Annotated in this window: 13 protein-coding genes, 2 tRNA genes and 3 rRNA genes; 13 read left to right on the top strand and 5 right to left on the bottom strand. The window is 65.5% G+C overall.

Annotation, left to right across the window (positions count from 1 at the left end; translation table 11 throughout):
* Positions 1 to 60: 60 nt before the first annotated feature.
* Complete coding sequence (locus AMR74_RS18935) at positions 61 to 228, bottom strand: DUF5786 family protein (protein ID WP_233561650.1); 168 nt, start codon at positions 226 to 228, stop codon at positions 61 to 63.
* Between the two features lie 125 nt (positions 229 to 353).
* Here AMR74_RS18935 and AMR74_RS01225 point away from each other — a divergent pair, with 125 nt between their 5' ends.
* Entirely contained in the window at positions 354 to 1,403 is a 1,050-nt protein-coding gene (locus AMR74_RS01225) for a DUF5784 family protein (RefSeq protein WP_053770251.1), read from the top strand.
* 140 nt (positions 1,404 to 1,543) lie between these two features.
* Here the strand turns inward: AMR74_RS01225 and AMR74_RS01220 are convergent, their stop codons facing one another.
* Positions 1,544 to 1,828 carry a DUF5789 family protein gene (locus tag AMR74_RS01220; protein WP_053770250.1) on the bottom strand — a complete coding sequence of 95 codons (285 nt, stop codon included), beginning with the start codon at positions 1,826 to 1,828 and terminating at the stop codon, positions 1,544 to 1,546.
* 146 nt (positions 1,829 to 1,974) lie between these two features.
* Here AMR74_RS01220 and AMR74_RS01215 point away from each other — a divergent pair, with 146 nt between their 5' ends.
* Genes AMR74_RS01215 through hemB form a run of 3 tightly spaced genes read left to right on the top strand, consistent with a single transcriptional unit; the run spans position 1,975 to position 4,123 of the window.
* Complete coding sequence (locus AMR74_RS01215; RefSeq protein WP_053770249.1) at positions 1,975 to 2,904, top strand: PHP domain-containing protein; 930 nt, start codon at positions 1,975 to 1,977, stop codon at positions 2,902 to 2,904.
* 25 nt (positions 2,905 to 2,929) lie between these two features.
* A complete protein-coding gene (locus AMR74_RS18930; protein ID WP_006114727.1) occupies positions 2,930 to 3,094 on the top strand; it encodes a DUF6757 family protein in 165 nt (54 codons plus the stop codon).
* Positions 3,095 to 3,142: 48 nt separating this feature from the next.
* Positions 3,143 to 4,123: a porphobilinogen synthase gene (hemB, locus tag AMR74_RS01210; protein WP_053770248.1), complete on the top strand. Its 981-nt coding sequence runs from the start codon at positions 3,143 to 3,145 to the stop codon at positions 4,121 to 4,123.
* Positions 4,124 to 4,476: 353 nt separating this feature from the next.
* Here the strand turns inward: hemB and AMR74_RS01205 are convergent, their stop codons facing one another.
* Entirely contained in the window at positions 4,477 to 4,719 is a 243-nt protein-coding gene (locus AMR74_RS01205) for a ferredoxin (protein ID WP_053770247.1), read from the bottom strand.
* A gap of 436 nt (positions 4,720 to 5,155) precedes the next feature.
* On the opposite strand from AMR74_RS01205, the gene AMR74_RS01200 reads away from it, so the two are divergent.
* Positions 5,156 to 5,410 carry a hypothetical protein gene (locus tag AMR74_RS01200; RefSeq protein ID WP_053770246.1) on the top strand — a complete coding sequence of 85 codons (255 nt, stop codon included), beginning with the start codon at positions 5,156 to 5,158 and terminating at the stop codon, positions 5,408 to 5,410.
* A 93-nt stretch (positions 5,411 to 5,503) separates the two neighbouring features.
* Positions 5,504 to 8,149 (top strand): valine--tRNA ligase, encoded by a 2,646-nt coding sequence (locus tag AMR74_RS01195; protein WP_053770245.1) that lies wholly within the window; start codon positions 5,504 to 5,506, stop codon positions 8,147 to 8,149.
* A gap of 30 nt (positions 8,150 to 8,179) precedes the next feature.
* Here AMR74_RS01195 and AMR74_RS01190 read toward each other — a convergent pair whose 3' ends face one another.
* Both AMR74_RS01190 and AMR74_RS01185 read right to left on the bottom strand, forming a co-directional pair.
* Entirely contained in the window at positions 8,180 to 9,235 is a 1,056-nt protein-coding gene (locus AMR74_RS01190) for a quinone-dependent dihydroorotate dehydrogenase (protein WP_053770244.1), read from the bottom strand.
* A gap of 97 nt (positions 9,236 to 9,332) precedes the next feature.
* Positions 9,333 to 9,536: a hypothetical protein gene (locus AMR74_RS01185; RefSeq protein WP_049931938.1), complete on the bottom strand. Its 204-nt coding sequence runs from the start codon at positions 9,534 to 9,536 to the stop codon at positions 9,333 to 9,335.
* A 345-nt stretch (positions 9,537 to 9,881) separates the two neighbouring features.
* Between AMR74_RS01185 and AMR74_RS01180 the strand changes: the two genes are divergently transcribed.
* From AMR74_RS01180 to AMR74_RS01150, 7 genes are all read left to right on the top strand, one after another.
* A complete protein-coding gene (locus tag AMR74_RS01180; protein ID WP_053770243.1) occupies positions 9,882 to 10,211 on the top strand; it encodes a non-histone chromosomal MC1 family protein in 330 nt (109 codons plus the stop codon).
* 509 nt (positions 10,212 to 10,720) lie between these two features.
* Positions 10,721 to 12,190: ribosomal RNA gene (locus AMR74_RS01175) — 16S ribosomal RNA — on the top strand.
* Between the two features lie 167 nt (positions 12,191 to 12,357).
* Positions 12,358 to 12,429: transfer RNA gene (locus tag AMR74_RS01170), tRNA-Ala, on the top strand.
* Positions 12,430 to 12,705: 276 nt separating this feature from the next.
* Positions 12,706 to 15,622, top strand: a 23S ribosomal RNA gene (locus tag AMR74_RS01165).
* A gap of 133 nt (positions 15,623 to 15,755) precedes the next feature.
* Positions 15,756 to 15,877, top strand: a 5S ribosomal RNA gene (rrf, locus tag AMR74_RS01160).
* The 16S, 23S and 5S rRNA genes sit together here with 2 tRNA genes alongside, the layout of an rRNA operon.
* Positions 15,878 to 16,007: 130 nt before the next feature.
* Positions 16,008 to 16,083: transfer RNA gene (locus AMR74_RS01155), tRNA-Cys, on the top strand.
* Between the two features lie 94 nt (positions 16,084 to 16,177).
* Positions 16,178 to 17,002: a hypothetical protein gene (locus AMR74_RS01150; protein WP_053770969.1), complete on the top strand. Its 825-nt coding sequence runs from the start codon at positions 16,178 to 16,180 to the stop codon at positions 17,000 to 17,002.
* Positions 17,003 to 17,046: the final 44 nt, after the last annotated feature.

The following is a 17,046-nucleotide window of genomic DNA, read 5'->3' as shown; positions in this document are numbered from 1 at the left end:
ACGGCTTCGTACTCGGCGGGTGAGAACGGAATCAGAAAACGCGGCGTCGCCGCGGCCGCGTCACTCGCCCTGAAGCTCTTCGAACTTGTCGAGGAGTGCCTCCGTCGAGTCGCCCGAGTCGTAGGTCAGGGAGCCGGAGTACTCGGGCCGCTCCGCGTCGAAGTCGGCGTCGACTTCGCTGGTCTTCTTCTCGCGACGCTCGTGTTCGGTCTCGTCATAGGCACCCATTGACATGGTACGACTACACTTGGCCGTTTCCTGTAATATACCTGTCGGTAAACGCATCAAAGACCGTGAACGTTCGGGGCCGGCCACCGGAATCGATTAACCGCGCGGCGTGATACCGAACGGGCGTGGCACAACCGCTCCGCTTCAGGCGCTCGCCCGGTCGGTGGACGGCGGACCGCGTCCGGTCGCAGCTCGCTCGTCCCCTCGACGAGAACCTCGGAGCGACCGCCGGCGACCCGTGGTTCGCCCCGCCGCCGGACTACGAGGCGCGTCGGTTCGACATGGACGACGGGTCGTTCGCGCTCTTCTGCTGGACCAACAGTGACTCGGACCCGCCGGCCGGCGCCGACGGCGGCCCGGTCGGGTACTGGCTGGGCAACACGGAGACCCCGAGCGAGCTCTGGCGGACGGACAAGTACGGGTTCGACGAGGCGCCCTACCCGGTCTCCCGGTGGGCGCAGCGCGAGCTCCTCGCCGGGCTCCACGACGACGAGCCGTGGCTGGCCGACTACCCGCACGTCTCGTGGTACTTCCTGCCGGTGTTCTGCTCGAAGGACGGCGCGGAGACGAGCCGGGCGTTCTTCCGCGACCACGCCGCCGGGTTCCCGGACGCGACCCGCGAGGCGGGCACCGGCTTCGTCGAGGAGACCCTCCGGCCGGGGACGCTGGACGACTACCGCGAAGTCATGGCCGGGAAGCTCGGCACCTCCGCGTCGCGGGACCTCGTCCGCATGAGCGCGGCGATAGCCGAGTTCGCCGCGGCCCGGATCCTCTCCGACGCGGGGTACGAGATCACGCCGGAGATCGAGGTGACGACCGGGCACTCGCTCGACTTCCGCGCGACCGATCCCGCGACCGGCGCCGGCCACCTCGTCGAGGTGACGCGCCCGCAGCCGACCGCCGGCCGCTCCGCGAACGACCCCGTCGCGGCCGTCCGCGACACCGCCGAGACGAAGACCAGCGGCCAGCTCGCGGCCCACGCGGGCGGCGTCACGCTGTTCGTCGACTGCTCGTCGTTCCCCGCCGACGAGTGGGCCGCCGTGCGCGCGGCCGAGCCCGCGGTCCGTCACAAGCCCGCGGTCGTGTACCGCGCCGAGCCCGACGGGTCGATCGAGGGGTACCGGAAGGGGTCGGTCCCGCTCGACCTCTCCGGCGTCGTCGACGGCGTGTCGTAGCCGCGTCGCAGTCGCGTCGCTCGTCGTCGACGGCGTGTCGTAGCCGCGTCGCGGGTCGCGGCGTCCGGAATCTGCGGATCGGCGACGCTCCGCGGTCGGGCTTCGGAAAGAAGGGTATGGACTTCGCGCGGTTCGCCGCGTCAGAACGAGACTGGCGCGGGCCCGTCCTCCGCGTCGGTGGTCGGGTCGCGGTCCGAGTAGAACCGGCGACCGACGCCGCGGTGACAGACGCCGGCCCGGAGCGTGGTGAACACGTCTTCCGCGTCCTCGAACGTCTGGTCGCCGAACCGCTCCAAGACGTCGCCGAGCCGCTCGGACCCGTTCGCGAGCTCTACGGTCGCGTTGCCGTGAGCCGCGATGATCTCCTCAGAGGTGGTCGGGTACTGGTGCCGTTCGAGTCGGTCGTCGACGCCGTTCAAGCGCATCAATAGTTGAAAACCGCCGATGGTTCTTAATGATTGTCCATGTACGACCTTAGTCGGAGGGGATACCTTATACCTCCTTATATGCGAGTTCCGCGGCCGCGAACCGGACCGCCGTCGCTTAGTGCCGGGGCGGGCTATTCGCTCCCATGCCCCCAGAATCCGCCGATTCCGTCGATTCCGCCGGATCGACCGACTCCGCCGAACCGGCGGACTCCGCTGCCCAGGCCGACTCCGTCGACTCCGTCGTCGCCGACCTCCACGCGCACACGACCGTCTCGGACGGGACCCTGACGCTCGACGAGGTGCCCGCGGCCGCCCGCGAGGCCGGCGTCGACTGGGTCGCCGTCACCGACCACGACCGGATCCACCCCGGACTCGACGCGCCGGTCGTCGAACGCGACGGCGTCCGGGTCGTCAGGGGGATCGAACTCCGGGTCGACGCCGGCTTCGAGCGCCTCGACCTCCTCGGGTACGGCGTCGAACACACCGACGCGCTCGACGCGGAGGTCGAGCGCCTCCAGCGCGACCGCCGCGAGCGCGGCGCCGCCATCCTCGACGCGGTCGAGGACCGGCTCGGCGTCGACCTCGACGTGGCGCCCCGCGAGGGACTGGGGCGCCCGCACATCGCGCGGGCGATCGAGGAGTCCGACGCGCCCTACGACTACGCCGGCGCGTTCGACGAACTGATCGGGAACGACGGCCCCTGTTACGTCGCGCGTGAGGTGACCCCGCTCGACGATGGGCTGGACCTGCTCGCCGACGCCTGCGCGCTCGTCGGGCTCGCGCACCCGTTCCGGTACGAGCGCGTCGACGAGGCGCTCGGGGTCGCCCGCGACCGCGACGCGATCGGCGCGATCGAGCGCTTCTACCCGTACGGTCGCGCCGTCGACGACGAGCGGATCGACCGCGTCGCCGCCGAGGCCGGCCTGCTCAGAACCGGCGGCACGGACGCGCACGAGCGCACCCTCGGGGTCGCCGGGCTGACGGAATCGGCGTTCGAAGCCGTCCGCGAACGGCTCCCCGAACCGGTCCCCGTCCGGTCGCCCTCCGTCACGGCGCCCGACGAACAGGATTAAGCCCGCGCCGGCCGGAGAGGCGCGTATGCGGTGTCACTACTGCGACCGGGAGGCCACGTACGAGGCGGAGCAGCGCGGCGTGGTCGTCGGCCTCTGCGAGTCCCACTTCAAACAGCGCGTCGAGGAGCTCGCCGAGTCGGACGAGCTGGCCGAGCTCCGCGACCGGATCGACATCGAGTCCTCGGAGTAGCCGGACCGAGACGAACGGTAAAAGGCGGCGCGGGACCAACCGGTCGGCATGGACCTCACGGACCGGCCGCGGCGCCTCCGGACCGACGGCGTTCGCCCGCTCGTCGCCGAGACCGACCTCTCGGCGTCGGACCTCGTCGCGCCCGTCTTCGTCGACGCGACGACCGACGAGCGCGTGCCCATCGAGACGATGCCCGGCCACGAGCGCGTCCCGGTCGACGAGGCCGTCGACCGCGTCGCCGAGATCGGCGAGACCGGCGTCGAGGCCGTCATCCTCTTCGGCGTCCCCGAGTCGAAGGACGCGTCCGGGAGCCGGGCGTACGCCGACGACGGCGTCGTCCAGCGCGCGATCCGCCGGATCGCGGCCGAGACCGACGCCACCGTGATCGGCGACGTCTGCCTCTGTGAGTACACCGACCACGGCCACTGCGGGGTCATCGAGGAGACCGCCGAGTCGGACCCGACGCTCACCGTGAAGAACGACGAGACGCTCGACCTGCTCGCGCGCACCGCGGTCTCGCAGGCCGACGCGGGCGCGGACGTGGTCGCCCCCTCCGCGATGGCGGACGGGCAGGTGGGGGCGATCCGCACGGCGCTCGACGAGGCGGGACACGAGGACGTGGCCATCCTGAGCTACGCCGCGAAGTACGAGTCCGCCTTCTACGGCCCCTTCCGCGACGCGGCCGACGGCGCGCCCGCGTTCGGCGACCGCCGGCACTACCAGATGGACCCCGCGAACCGCCGCGAGGCGCTCCGGGAAGCTCGTCTCGACGCCGAGCAGGGCGCGGACGTGCTGATGGTGAAGCCCGGCCTGCCGTACCTCGACGTCGTCGGGGACCTCCGGCGAGAGTTCGACCGCCCCATCGCCGCGTACAACGTCTCCGGCGAGTACGCGATGCTCCACGCCGCCGCGGAGAAGGGGTGGCTCGACCTAGAGGCGACCGCGCTGGAGTCGCTCACCGCGCTCAAGCGCGCGGGCGCGGACCTGATCATCACGTACTTCGCCGAGGACGTGGCCGATCACTTATAAATAAAGCCGGAGGGGAGCAGACGCGCTTTCTCAAATACTCCCCCGGCGCGCGCCTGCGAGCGGCCGCCCCCGGCGGCCGCGAGGAGCGCGTGCGAGGGACGCGGTGAGTGAGGGGCGACCGGAGGGAGCCCCGAGCGAACCGCGAGGCTGGGGAGGGTGAGGCTGTGGTAGCTGTGCTGTGCGGAGCGGGACTCAAAGGGGCAGCCGCGAGGGCGAAGCACGGCGACGGAAGCACCGCAGACCGCGAACGGAGTGAGCGGTCGAGGAGCGCACCGAGCCGCGCGAGCCGTCGCGGCTGGGGCTTTGGAGGTGGTCTCCCTCGACACACAGCAACCTCTCGGATCTCGAACCGGCTACACCACCTGTTCGCCGTCGTCGTCGTACACTTCGATGGCGTCGACCGGGCACGAGCGCGCCGCGAACTTCGCGTCGAGCTCCTCCCCGTCGGGCACTTCGACGACGAACAGGTCCTCGTCCTCCTCCGTGCTCCCCGCCAGATCCGCCTTCCCGTCGTTCAGGTTCTTCTCGAAGGCGTCCCACTCGGCGACGCACTGGTACATCCCGACGCAGGTGTCGCGGTCGAACTCGACGTACATGATCACCGGTTCGGCGAGCCGATACAAAGCCGTGGCGACGAGACGAGTGAGAGTCCGGTCGATTTGGACCCGCCGACAGGTCACCGGAGAACCCCCCAAAGCACCGGCCGGGAGGCGGGCACACGCTCGCTGCGCTCCTCAGTCGCTCGTTCCACTCGCTCCCTGCGGTGCTTGCGTCGTCTGTGCCCGCCTCTCGACCGCCCCTTTGGATCCCACCCCGCACCGCGACCGCACCTCACCCCTCCCCAGCCTCGTCGCTGGCACCCTCCGCTACGCTCCGGGAGCCAGCGACTCCCTCGCGCGTGCGACTCACGCCCGCAGGGCGTTCGTCGGCACGCGCCGACCGGATTCGTTCGGTCGATCAAAAAGAGGGTACTACCGATCTCGCCGCGCGCCGACCGTCCTTCTTAAGCCTCGCAGGGACGGATCCCCGCGCATGCCCACCGTCTGGCTCGTCGACCGGCAGTTCGACTCGAAGGGGCTCGTCCGACTCACGTACGCCACCGAGGACGGCGAGCGCGTCCACACGAAGGAGCTGGCCGAACAGCGGCTCGTCACGGGCGACGGGATCACCGCCGGCCGCGAGGTCGACGAGAGCGCCCTGGGCGAGACGCCCGAAGAGGAGGTCGAGCGGTTCGCGACCGAGGCGTCGAAGATGGCGGCCGACCACGACCTCGACGACCGGGTCTGACCCCGCTCTCCGCACCTCACCGCGCTCGACCGCGCAACGCCGCCCCACACAACCGAGTCCGTTAAGAGGGAACCGGCGGAACGTGTGACCGAAATGCCCAGTGGTGAGTACGACCCCGACGCCGTCGAACCGCGCTGGCAGCGGCGCTGGGTCGACGAGGAGACGTACGCCTACTCCGACGACGACCCGGTCGATCCGAACACCGTCTTCTCCATCGACACGCCCCCGCCGACGGTATCGGGGAGCCTCCACATGGGCCACCTGTACGGGTTCACCCTCCAGGACTTCGTCGCGCGCTTCGAGCGCATGAACGGCGGCGAGACGTTCTTCCCGTTCGGCTACGACGACAACGGGATCGCCTCCGAGCGGCTCACCGAGGACGAGCTCGACATCCGCCACCAGGAGTTCGAGCGGCGCGAGTTCCAGGCGAAGTGCCGGGAGGTCTGTGCCGACTACGAGCAGCAGTTCACCGAGAACGTCCAGTCGCTCGGGGTGTCGGTGGACTGGAACCACACGTACCAGACCATCGAGCCGCGCGTCCAGCGCGTCTCCCAGCTCTCGTTCGTCGACCTCTACGAGCAGGGCCGCGAGTACCGCGAGAAGGCGCCCGCGATCTGGTGTCCCGAGTGCGAGACCGCCATCTCGCAGGTCGAGACCGAGGACGACGAGCAGGGCAGCCACTTCAACGACATCGCCTTCCCCGTCGCGGGCGGCGACGGCGAGACCTTCACCATCTCGACGACGCGGCCCGAGCTCCTTCCCGCCTGCGTCGCCGTCTTCGTCCACCCGGACGACGACGAGAACCAGCACCTCGTCGGCGAGTCCGCCGAGGTCCCGCTGTTCGGCCACGAGGTGCCGATCATCGCCGACGAGCGCGTCGACATGGAGACGGGCTCCGGCATCGTGATGTGCTGTACGTTCGGCGACCAGAACGACATCGAGTGGTACCAGGTCCACGACCTGGACCTGCGCGTCGCCATCGACGAGTCCGGGCACATGACCGAGGTCGCGGAGGAGTACGAGGGGCTCCACGCCGACGAGGCCGGCGAGGCCATCGTCGAGGACCTCGACGAGGCGGGCGCGCTGCTCGACCGCCGCGACATCACCCACACGGTCAACGTCCACGAGCGCTGCGGGACGAGCGTCGAGTTCCTCGTCACCGAGCAGTGGTACATCGAGATGCTCGACAAGACCGACGAGTACCTCGAGGTCGGCCGGGAGATGGACTGGTCGCCCGAGAAGATGTTCACCCGGTACGAACACTGGGTCGAGGGGCTCCAGTGGGACTGGCTCATCTCCCGCCAGCGCTCGTCGGGCATCCCGTTCCCGGTGTGGTACTGCGCCGACTGCGGCGAGGCGGTCATCGCCGACAAGGCCGACCTGCCGGTCGACCCGCTCTCCGACGACCCGCCCGCCGACGCCTGTCCCGAGTGCGGGCACGACGAGTTCGAGCCGGAGGACGACGTGCTCGACACGTGGGCCACCTCCAGCCTGACGCCGCTCATCAACGCCGGCTGGGACTGGGACGAGGCGGCTGGGGAGTTCACGATGGAGCGCCCGGAGCTGTATCAGTTCGACCTCCGGCCGCAGGGCCACGACATCATCAGCTTCTGGCTGTTCCACACGATCGTCAAGTGCTACGAGCACACCGGCGAGGTCCCGTTCGAAGAGACGATGATCAACGGTCACGTGCTCGACGAGAACCGCGAGAAGATGTCGAAGTCGGTCGGCAACGTCGTCGAGCCCGAGGCCGTGCTGGAGGAGTTCCCGGTCGACGCCACGCGCTACTGGGCGGCCGGCACCGCCGTCGGCGACGACTTCCCCTTCAAGAAGAAGGACCTCCGCGCGGGCGAGAAGCTGATCCGGAAGCTGTGGAACGCCTCGAAGCTCGTCGAGTCGCTCGCGCCGGAGCCGTTCCCGGCCGAGCCGGACGACGAGCTCCGCGAGCTCGACCGCTGGCTGCTCGCCGAGCTCGACGCCGAGGTCGAGCGGCTCACCGACCTCCTCGACGACCGCGCGTTCTCGAAGGCGCGCGACGAGCTCCGGAGCTTCTTCTGGAACACGTTCTGCGACGACTACCTCGAGATCGCGAAACAGCGCGAGGACGACGCGGCCGCGTACACGCTCCGCGCCGCGCACCGCCGGTTCCTGAAGCTGTTCGCGCCCCTCCTCGCGCACGTCACCGAGGAGCTGTGGCACGACATGTACGCCGGCGACGCGGCGGCGGCCGGGCTCGCGGGCGGCGCGACCGACTCGGTTCACCTCACCGACTGGCCCGAGCCGCTGGGGATCGAGGCCGACCGCGACGCCGGGACCGCCGCGACCGCGGTCGTCGGCGCGCTCCGCAAGTACAAGAGCGAGAACCAGCTCCCCCTCACCGCCGCGCTCGACGCGGTGGAGGTGTACGCCGACGTGCGCGGGTTCGAGGACGACATCACCGGCGTGATGCACGTCGACGACCTCGCGGTCCACCCGGACGGCGACGCGCCCGTCGAGACGGTGATCACGGGGATCGACCTCGACTACGCCACCGTCGGCCCGAAGTACGGCGACCAGGTCGGCGACATCGAGGCCGCCCTGGCTCAGGAGGAGTACGAACTCGACGGCGACGAGCTTCACGTCGCCGGCGTCACGCTCGTCGGCGACGAGTTCACGGTCGAGGAAGAACGTCAGTATCAGGACGAGGGGGAGCTGCTCCAGGCGGACGGCGTCGTCGTCATCGTTCGCAACGACGCGTAACCGCGCCTCTCCTTCTCGTATTCGACTCGATTACAGATCGGCGCCGACGGCGTCTCCGACCGAGTCGAACCCGTCCCGTTCGAGCAGTTCGAGCAGCCCTTCGTTGATATCGCGTGCGAGCCCCGGTCCCTCGTAGACGAGCCCGGTGTACAGCTGGACGAGCGAGGCGCCCGCCCGTATCTTCTCGTAGGCGCCCGCGGCGTCCGAGACGCCGCCCACGCCGATCACGGGCACGTCGGTGCGCTCCGCGACGAACCGCACCCGCTCCGTCGCGAGCGACTCGATCGGCTTCCCCGAGAGGCCGCCGCGTTCGGCCCGGTTGTGGCTCCGCAGCGAGTCCGGCCGCGACGTCGTCGTGTTGGTCGCGATGACGCCGTCGAGGTCGAGGTCGTCGACGACGCCGAGCGCGTCCTCGACCGCCGGCTCCGGGAGGTCCGGGGAGAGCTTCACGAGGAGCGGGTCCGCGCCGGCGTCGTCGAGGGTCCCGAGGATGCGCTCTAAGGCCTCGCGGTTCTGGAGTTCGCGGAGCCCCGGCGTGTTCGGGCTGGAGACGTTGACGACGAAGTAGTCGCCCGCGTCCGCGACGCGCTCGTACGTGTAGCGGTAGTCGTCGGGGGCCTCGGCCAGCGGCGTCGACTTCGACTTCCCGATGTTGATCCCGACCGGCACGTCCGGGAGCGGGTCGCGGTCGAGGCGCTTCCCGACGCGGTCGGCGCCCTCGTTGTTGAACCCCATCCGGTTGACGAGCGCCTCGTCCGCCTTCAGTCGGAACAGTCGCGGTCGCGGGTTCCCGGGCTGCCGCTCGGCGGTCACGCCGCCGACCTCCACGTGGCCGAACCCGAGCGACGCCAGCGCTCGCGGGACGTGCGCGTTCTTGTCGAACCCGGCCGCGACGCCCACCGGGTTCGGGAACGACGACCCGACCGCGTCGACCGCGAGCCGCTCGTCGTTGACCGCGTACCGCTCGGCGAGCGCGGCGGCGACCGGCGTCCCCTGGACGCCGCCGAGCAGTCGATGCACCAGTCCGTGTGCGGTCTCGGGTGGAAGCCGGAACAGCGCCGGCTTCAACAGGTCGTACGCGCCCATCGTCTGGGCCTCGTCACGAGCGACAATCAATCCGCCGACCGCGGTCCGCGTCGCGGCCGCTCGCGGGCATCGATCCGGTGAAACCCCGCGGTCCGTCTCAGAAGTCGTGTTCCAGCTGCTCCGGGTTGGCGTCCGCTTTCTGGATGATTATCTTCCCGTCTCGGACCCGGACGAACACCTCGTCGCCGATCTCCATGCCGGCGACGGCGAGTTCGTCCTCGTGGAGGTTCACGTGGACGTTGTGGTACTCCCCCTCGTCGTCCTTGGCGCCACTGGGGCTGAGCTTCTTTTTACGGACCATCGCGGGTGTGTTGTCGCATGTCGCCATAGCAGACACATAAGTGTTGTTTACCCGCAGTCGGCGGGAGTCCCAGACTGCGCGCGTGCGTCGACGTGACCCGGAACGGACATTGAGGCGCCGTCCGCGCTCTGCGGGGTGACCCGAGCCGTCACGCGGGCCGCGAATCGACGGCCGGCCGGAGCGAACGCCTCATCGCGAACTGGTGTCCGCCTCCCGTCTCGCGTCGCAGAGAGCGAAAATCGCAACCAGCGACCGGGATAGTATATAAAAATTGTGGCGTGCAGCTTTCATTTCCCCGATATATTTATTACAGACTGTGTGCTGGTGTCACACGGAGGCAAAACCATGGTACGTGAAGACGGTAAGCGAAACTTTGCCCTTCGGGAGGAAGACGGATCGGAACCGAGCGAGTTCTCGGGCAACATGCCGCGTCAGGCGGCGCTGAAGGCAGCTCGGACGCTCGACCCGGCGCCCTCGGAGGAGGAGGCCGAGCGAACGACGCTCCGCCTCCGCGAGAAGGGGACGCAGAAGGTCCACGAGTACGAGGGTTGGGCGTGGAAGGACGGCGCCCCGGAGGTGGACGACGCCGACGACGACTTCTGGCTCAACGACCTCGACAACATCACCAAAGCCAACGTCTCGAAGCAGGGCATCGAGTACCTCGACGAGGAGTAGTTCCCCGGGCACTCCGATCCCGATCTCTCGTTTTAGCCGCCGGTCGACCGGAACGTTTCGGGCATGATCACCGTTGCGCCGCAGAGTGACCGCCCCGAACAGTCGCGTCGCCGGTTCGATCGGATCCGGGCAGTTCCCGTCTCTCGGCATGAAACCGCATGACGTGGCGCCGATGGTTCGACGGGGTTAAGTACAACCCGGGCATTCGAAGAAATGCGAAGGACGCATCGCGGACTCGGGCCGTTCAATCCGGCCCGGTTTCGCAGGACCCGTACCGTTCCGATGGGTTTATCACCCGTCGTCCGGTACGTTCAGGTCCGCGAAGGATGAGGATCACGCCCCCTGCGCTCCGGCGTAAGCGGTGATCTGATGTGAGCCGTGGTCGTTCGGTGCCATCCAAGCCGTTGGCTGGCCCGGACACCACACAGACCAATGCAATGGTGTGTCAACACTACGTTGACACCCGCCAACACCCCCTTCGAGCCGGGAATCAGGCYYGAAGGACATACATTCCGGTTGATCCTGCCGGAGGCCATTGCTATTGGGATCCGATTTAGCCATGCTAGTCGCACGAGTTCAGACTCGTGGCGAATAGCTCAGTAACACGTGGCCAAACTACCCTTCGGAACACAATACCCTCGGGAAACTGAGGCTAATAGTGTATCCCATACCACCACTGGAATGAGTGGTATGCCAAACGCTCCGGCGCCGAAGGATGTGGCTGCGGCCGATTAGGTAGACGGTGGGGTAACGGCCCACCGTGCCAATAATCGGTACGGGTCATGAGAGTGAGAACCCGGAGACGGAATCTGAGACAAGATTCCGGGCCCTACGGGGCGCAGCAGGCGCGAAACCTTTACACTGCACGACAGTGCGATAGGGGGATCCCAAGTGCACAGGCATAGCGCCTGTGCTTTTCGGTACCCTAAGGCGGTACCAGAATAAGGGCTGGGCAAGACCGGTGCCAGCCGCCGCGGTAATACCGGCAGCCCAAGTGATGGCCGATCTTATTGGGCCTAAAGCGTCCGTAGCTGGCCGCGCAAGTCCATCGGGAAATCCACCTGCTCAACAGGTGGGCGCCCGGTAGAAACTGCGTGGCTTGGGACCGGAAGGCGCGACGGGTACGTCCGGGGTAGGAGTGAAATCCCGTAATCCTGGACGGACCGCCGATGGCGAAAGCACGTCGCGAGAACGGATCCGACAGTGAGGGACGAAAGCCAGGGTCTCGAACCGGATTAGATACCCGGGTAGTCCTGGCCGTAAACAATGTCTGCTAGGTGTGGCTCCCACTACGAGTGGGTGCTGTGCCGTAGGGAAGCCGCTAAGCAGACCGCCTGGGAAGTACGTCCGCAAGGATGAAACTTAAAGGAATTGGCGGGGGAGCACTACAACCGGAGGAGCCTGCGGTTTAATTGGACTCAACGCCGGACATCTCACCAGCATCGACTGTAATAATGACGACCAGGTTGATGACCTTGTCCGAGTTTCAGAGAGGAGGTGCATGGCCGCCGTCAGCTCGTACCGTGAGGCGTCCTGTTAAGTCAGGCAACGAGCGAGACCCGCACCCTTACTTGCCAGCAGTACCGCGAGGTAGCTGGGGACAGTAGGGGGACCGCCGTGGCTAACACGGAGGAAGGAACGGGCAACGGTAGGTCAGTATGCCCCGAATGTGCTGGGCAACACGCGGGCTACAATGGTCGAGACAAAGGGTTCCAACTCCGAAAGGAGACGGTAATCTCAGAAACTCGATCGTAGTTCGGATTGTGGGCTGCAACTCGCCCACATGAAGCTGGATTCGGTAGTAATCGCGTGTCACAAGCGCGCGGTGAATACGTCCCTGCTCCTTGCACACACCGCCCGTCAAAGCACCCGAGTGAGGTCCGGATGAGGCGTTCCACGAACGTCGAATCTGGGCTTCGCAAGGGGGCTTAAGTCGTAACAAGGTAGCCGTAGGGGAATCTGCGGCTGGATCACCTCCACCGACCCGAGACCTCCCACACGGGAGGCTCACCTTACGACCGTCTTCCTAAGACGGTCACTACTCATTCGCATTGGACTGTGTCCGTCCGCCCAYCCACCGGCTTGGACACTTCAGAACGACCACGGCTCACACAACACGCGAGACAACCTTCCCTTCGGGGAAGGTGGGCTCATAGCTCAGCGGTAGAGTGCCTCCCTTGCAAGGAGGATGCCCTGGGTTCGAATCCCAGTGAGTCCATGTCCGTCCGAAGCGAATCCGTCCCCTTAAGTGGGAGACGCGACTCGATTYGGACACGACGACCGATGCACCATCCCGGGAAACCGCGGATGGGAAGGGTTCGAYGAACGCCCCGTCACACCCGGGGCGATTCAATGACAACCGTGTATACGTGCGATCCAGACGTCCACTGAACTCATCCGAGTTCGTGGAACGTCAGTGAACCATATACAGTCGGAACACTCTGACGAGTGTTTCTGACACCGTCAACAACTCTCCTTCGAGAGTTCGTTGACACACTACTGGCTACTGTGCCAGCTGGTGAATGGCTCGGCTCGAGAGCCGACGACGGACGTGCCAAGCTGCGAAAAGCTCGTGGGACCCGCATGGAGGGAAAGAACACGAGATCTCCCAATCGGAATCCGTTCAACAATTGCCACGCGCAATAGGGAACGCCCTGAATTGAAACATCTCAGTAAGGGCAGGAAAAGAACGCAACAGCGATGTCGTCAGTAACCGCGAGTAAACGCGACACAGCCCAAACCGAAGGTCTTCGGACCAATGTGGTGTTCGGGTTGACAACCAAAACGCGACCCTCTCTCAGAAGTCTCCTGGAACGGAGCGTGAAACAGGGTGACAACCCCGTATGAGAGAACAGTACCGTTGGCGTCAAATCCAGAGTAGCAGGGGTCGGATATCCTCTGTGAACACCTCAGGCATCCCCTGAGAAGGCTAAACACTCCTCGAGACCGATAGCGAACAAGTAGCGTGAGCGAACGCTGAAAAGCACCCCGAAAAGGGCGGTGCAATAGGGCCTGAAATCAGCTGGCGATCGAGCGACAGGGCGTACAAGGCGTCTCTTGAAACGACCGAGAAGCGATTCTCTAGTAGGAAAAGAGACGAGCCGGCGTCGTGTCGTGCGTTTTGAAAAACGACCCAGGGAGTGCACTTGATTGGCGAGTCTAACCCGTGAACCGGGGAAGGCGCAGGGAAACCGATACGGCCGCAGCACATTCGTGCGAGGGCCACCGTGTTCAAGCGCGGGGAGTCAATCGGGTGCGACCCGAAACCAGGCGATCTACGCGCGAGCAAGGTGAAGCGTGGCGAAAGCCACGTGGAGGCCTGTTAGAGTTGGTGTTCTACAATACCCTCTCGTGACTCGTGTGTAGGGGTGAAAGGCCCATCGAGCCTGGCAACAGCTGGTTCCAACCGAAACATGTCGAAGCATGACCTCTTCCGAGGTAGCCCGCGGGGTAGAGCTACCGATTGGATGACCCGCCTCCGAGAGGAGTCGGCCATCCTGTCGAACTCCAAACCCGCAGGCGCTGTAGACGAAGGGAGTCCGGTGCGCGGGGTAAGCCTGTGTACCGTGAGGGGAACAACCCAGAGCCGGGTTAAGGTCCCAAAGTGTAGATTAAGTGCGATTCGAAGGTGGTCTCAAGCCCTAAACAGCCGGGAGGTGAGCTTAGAAGCAGCTACCCGCTAAGAAAAGCGTAACAGCTTACCGGCCGAGGTTTGAGGCGCCCAAAATGATCGGGGCTCAAATCTACCACCGAGACCTGGCCGTATCCGTCAAAGGATAACCGCGTAGGTTGGCGTACTGGTCGGACGGAAGCCCGGGCGAGAGCTCGTGTGGACCGTCCAGTAACGACAATCCTGGTCACAGTAGCAGCGATAGTCGGGTGAGAACCTCGACGGCCTGAAGAGCAAGGGTTCCTCGGCACTGCCGTTCAGCCGAGGGTTAGCCGGTCCTAAGGTGTACCACAACTTGACTACACCGACGGGAAGCTGGTTAATATTCCAGCGCCATCGTGCAGTAAACGCCGACGCCGTGTGGAACGCTGAGCCGGGCACTCGCCCGGTCGAATCGTGGAAACTCGTGGAAACCGTCACGGTACGAAGCGAGCGAAACGCGAGACAGCGAAAGTCAGCCGTACATAGGGCCCGTGAAAAGGCAAGCATGATGTCCGTACCGAGATCCGACACAGGTGCTCTGCCAGCGCAAGGCAAGGCCTGTCGGGAGAACCGACGTTAGGGAATTCGGCAAGTTAGTCCCGTACCTTCGGAAGAAGGGATGCCTGCTCTCGACGGAGCAGGTCGCAGTGACTCGGGCGCTCCGACTGTCTAGTAACAACACAGGTGACCGCAAATCCGCAAGGACTCGTACGGTCACTGAATCCTGCCCAGTGCGGGTATCTGAACACCTCGTACAAGAGGACGAAGGACCCGTCAACGGCGGGGGTAACTATGACCCTCTTAAGGTAGCGTAGTACCTTGCCGCTTCAGTAGCGGCTTGCATGAATGGATAAACGAGAGCGCCACTGTCCCAACGTTGGACCCGGTGAACTGTACGTTCCAGTGCGGAGTCTGGAGACCCCCAAGGGGAAGCGAAGACCCTATAGAGCTTTACTGCAGGCTGTCGCTGAGACGTGGTCGCCGATGTGCAGCATAGGTAGGAGTCGTTACAGAGGTACGTGCGCTAGCACGCCACCCAGACAGCATTGAAATACTACCCGTCGGTGACTGCGACTCTCACTCCGGGAGGAGTACACCGGTAGCCGGGCAGTTTGACTGGGGCGGTACGCGCTCGAAAAGATATCGAGCGCGCCCGAAGATCATCTCAGCCGGGTCGGGAATCCGGCGAAGAGCGCAAGAGCAAAAGATGGTCTGACAGTGTTCTTCCCAACGAGGAACGCTGACGCGAAAGCGTGGTCTAGCGAACCTACGAGGTTCCGGAATGGGACCCGTAGATGACAGAAAAGCTACCTTAGGGATAACAGAGTCGTCACTCGCAAGAGCACATATCGACCGAGTGGCTTGCTACCTCGATGTCGGTTCCCTCCATCCTGCCCGTGCAGACGCGGGCAAGGGTGAGGTTGTTCGCCTATTAAAGGAGGTCGTGAGCTGGGTTTAGACCGTCGTGAGACAGGTCGGCTGCTATCTATTGGGGGTGTGAGGTACCTGACGTGAACGAACGTATAGTACGAGAGGAACTACGTTTGGTCGCCACTGGTGTATCGGTTGTCCGGAAGGGCAGATGCCGAGTAGCCACGCGACACGGGGTAAGAGCTGAACGCATCTAAGCTCGAAACCCACATGGAAAAGAGGTACCACCGAGGTCACTCGTAGAAGACGAGTTCGATAGACTCGGGGTGTACGCACCGAGGCAACGAGGTGTTAAGCCCACGAGAACTAACAGACCGAGCCACATTCATTGGCGCTGACGCGCCACGAACTCGCATGAGTTCAGGCGGTATCTGGATCGCACGTATACACGGTTGTTTCGAACCACGACCGACACAGGCGTCGCTCATAGAGCGTCTCGGTTCGAGTCCGAGAGTCGGCATGAAGGCGGCCAGAGCGGTGGGGAAACACCCGTACCCATTCCGAACACGGAAGTTAAGCCCACCAGCGTATCGTGAAGTACTGGAGTGAGCGATCCTCTGGGAACCACGAGTCGCCGCCTGCCCACTCATACGGGAATACTCCCACTACAGCCCACGGACAGCGCGTCCGTGGGCTTTCTTCATATCCAACGAGCCGCAGGCCCGTGGCCGACCGCTAAACTTAAACGCTCAACAGCGGTACGTTCGGACGGCGCCAAGGTGGCAGAGTCCGGTCAGACGCAGCGGCCTGCAGAGCCGCCCAACGCCGGTTCAAATCCGGCCCTTGGCTTCCGTTTCTTCGCCTCCGTCGTGCCCGCAAACTGCCCCGCTTAGTAACCGTTAAACACCGGGTGACCCATGCGTCAACTATGCAACGACGCGCTGTGGCCGTGTTCGTCGCGCTCTTCCTCGGTGTCGCGGGCGTGGCGGGCGCGCTGACTGCGACGGCTGAGAGTCCCGAAATCGCCTTCGAGAACCCGGAGATTGACGCCTCGCAAAATGAGTCGATCGAGGTCGGCGGCCAGTCGTACGTGGTGGCCGACATCTCGGAAAGCGAGAACGACGCGGGACAGATGGTCATCTCGGGGACACTCGAACGCGAGTTCACGACGCAGACCTCCGAAACCTGGGCGAACGGGTCGACGGTTTCGGTCGACGACCGCGAGTGGCGCGTCGAGATCGGCGGAGAGAACGCCACAGAGTTCACGCTCGTCGAGGTGCTCGACCGACAGGCGATCCTTGAGGCCGACGACGACGCCGAAAACGAGACGGTCACGCTCGACGACGGCGAGTACGTCGCGGTGACCGACGAGAGCGGCGAGCGGACGCTCGTGCCCGCCGACGAGTACTTCCCCGCGCCCGAGGAGCGGACGCACCCGTCGGGCGACACGCTCGAATACGACGGACAGACGGTTACGGTCGACGAGGTGACGGCCGGCGGCGCCGTCCTCGTGTGGGAGACCACCGAGACGGAGACGGTCGAGATCGCCCAGGAGTCGACGGTGACCATCGGCGACACCGACTACGCCGCGCACTTCCCCGACGCCTCGACGCTTCGGATGACGACCGACGTCGAGTCGTACCAGGCGCAGGTCACCGAGATAGAACGGTTCAAACAGTACAACAGCGGTCTCACGCGCGTCCTCGTTCTCTCCGTGCTCTCGTCGATCATGCTCGCCGGGATGGCCTTCATCCCGTCGCGGTACTGATCGACGCCGAACGGGCGATTTTCTTCGGCCGCGTTCTACCGACC

The sequence above is a fragment of the Halorubrum tropicale genome, assembly GCF_001280455.1.
Classification (GTDB): domain Archaea; phylum Halobacteriota; class Halobacteria; order Halobacteriales; family Haloferacaceae; genus Halorubrum; species Halorubrum tropicale.
Note: the sequence above shows the minus strand (reverse complement) of the source record. Positions and strands in the feature narration are given on the sequence as shown.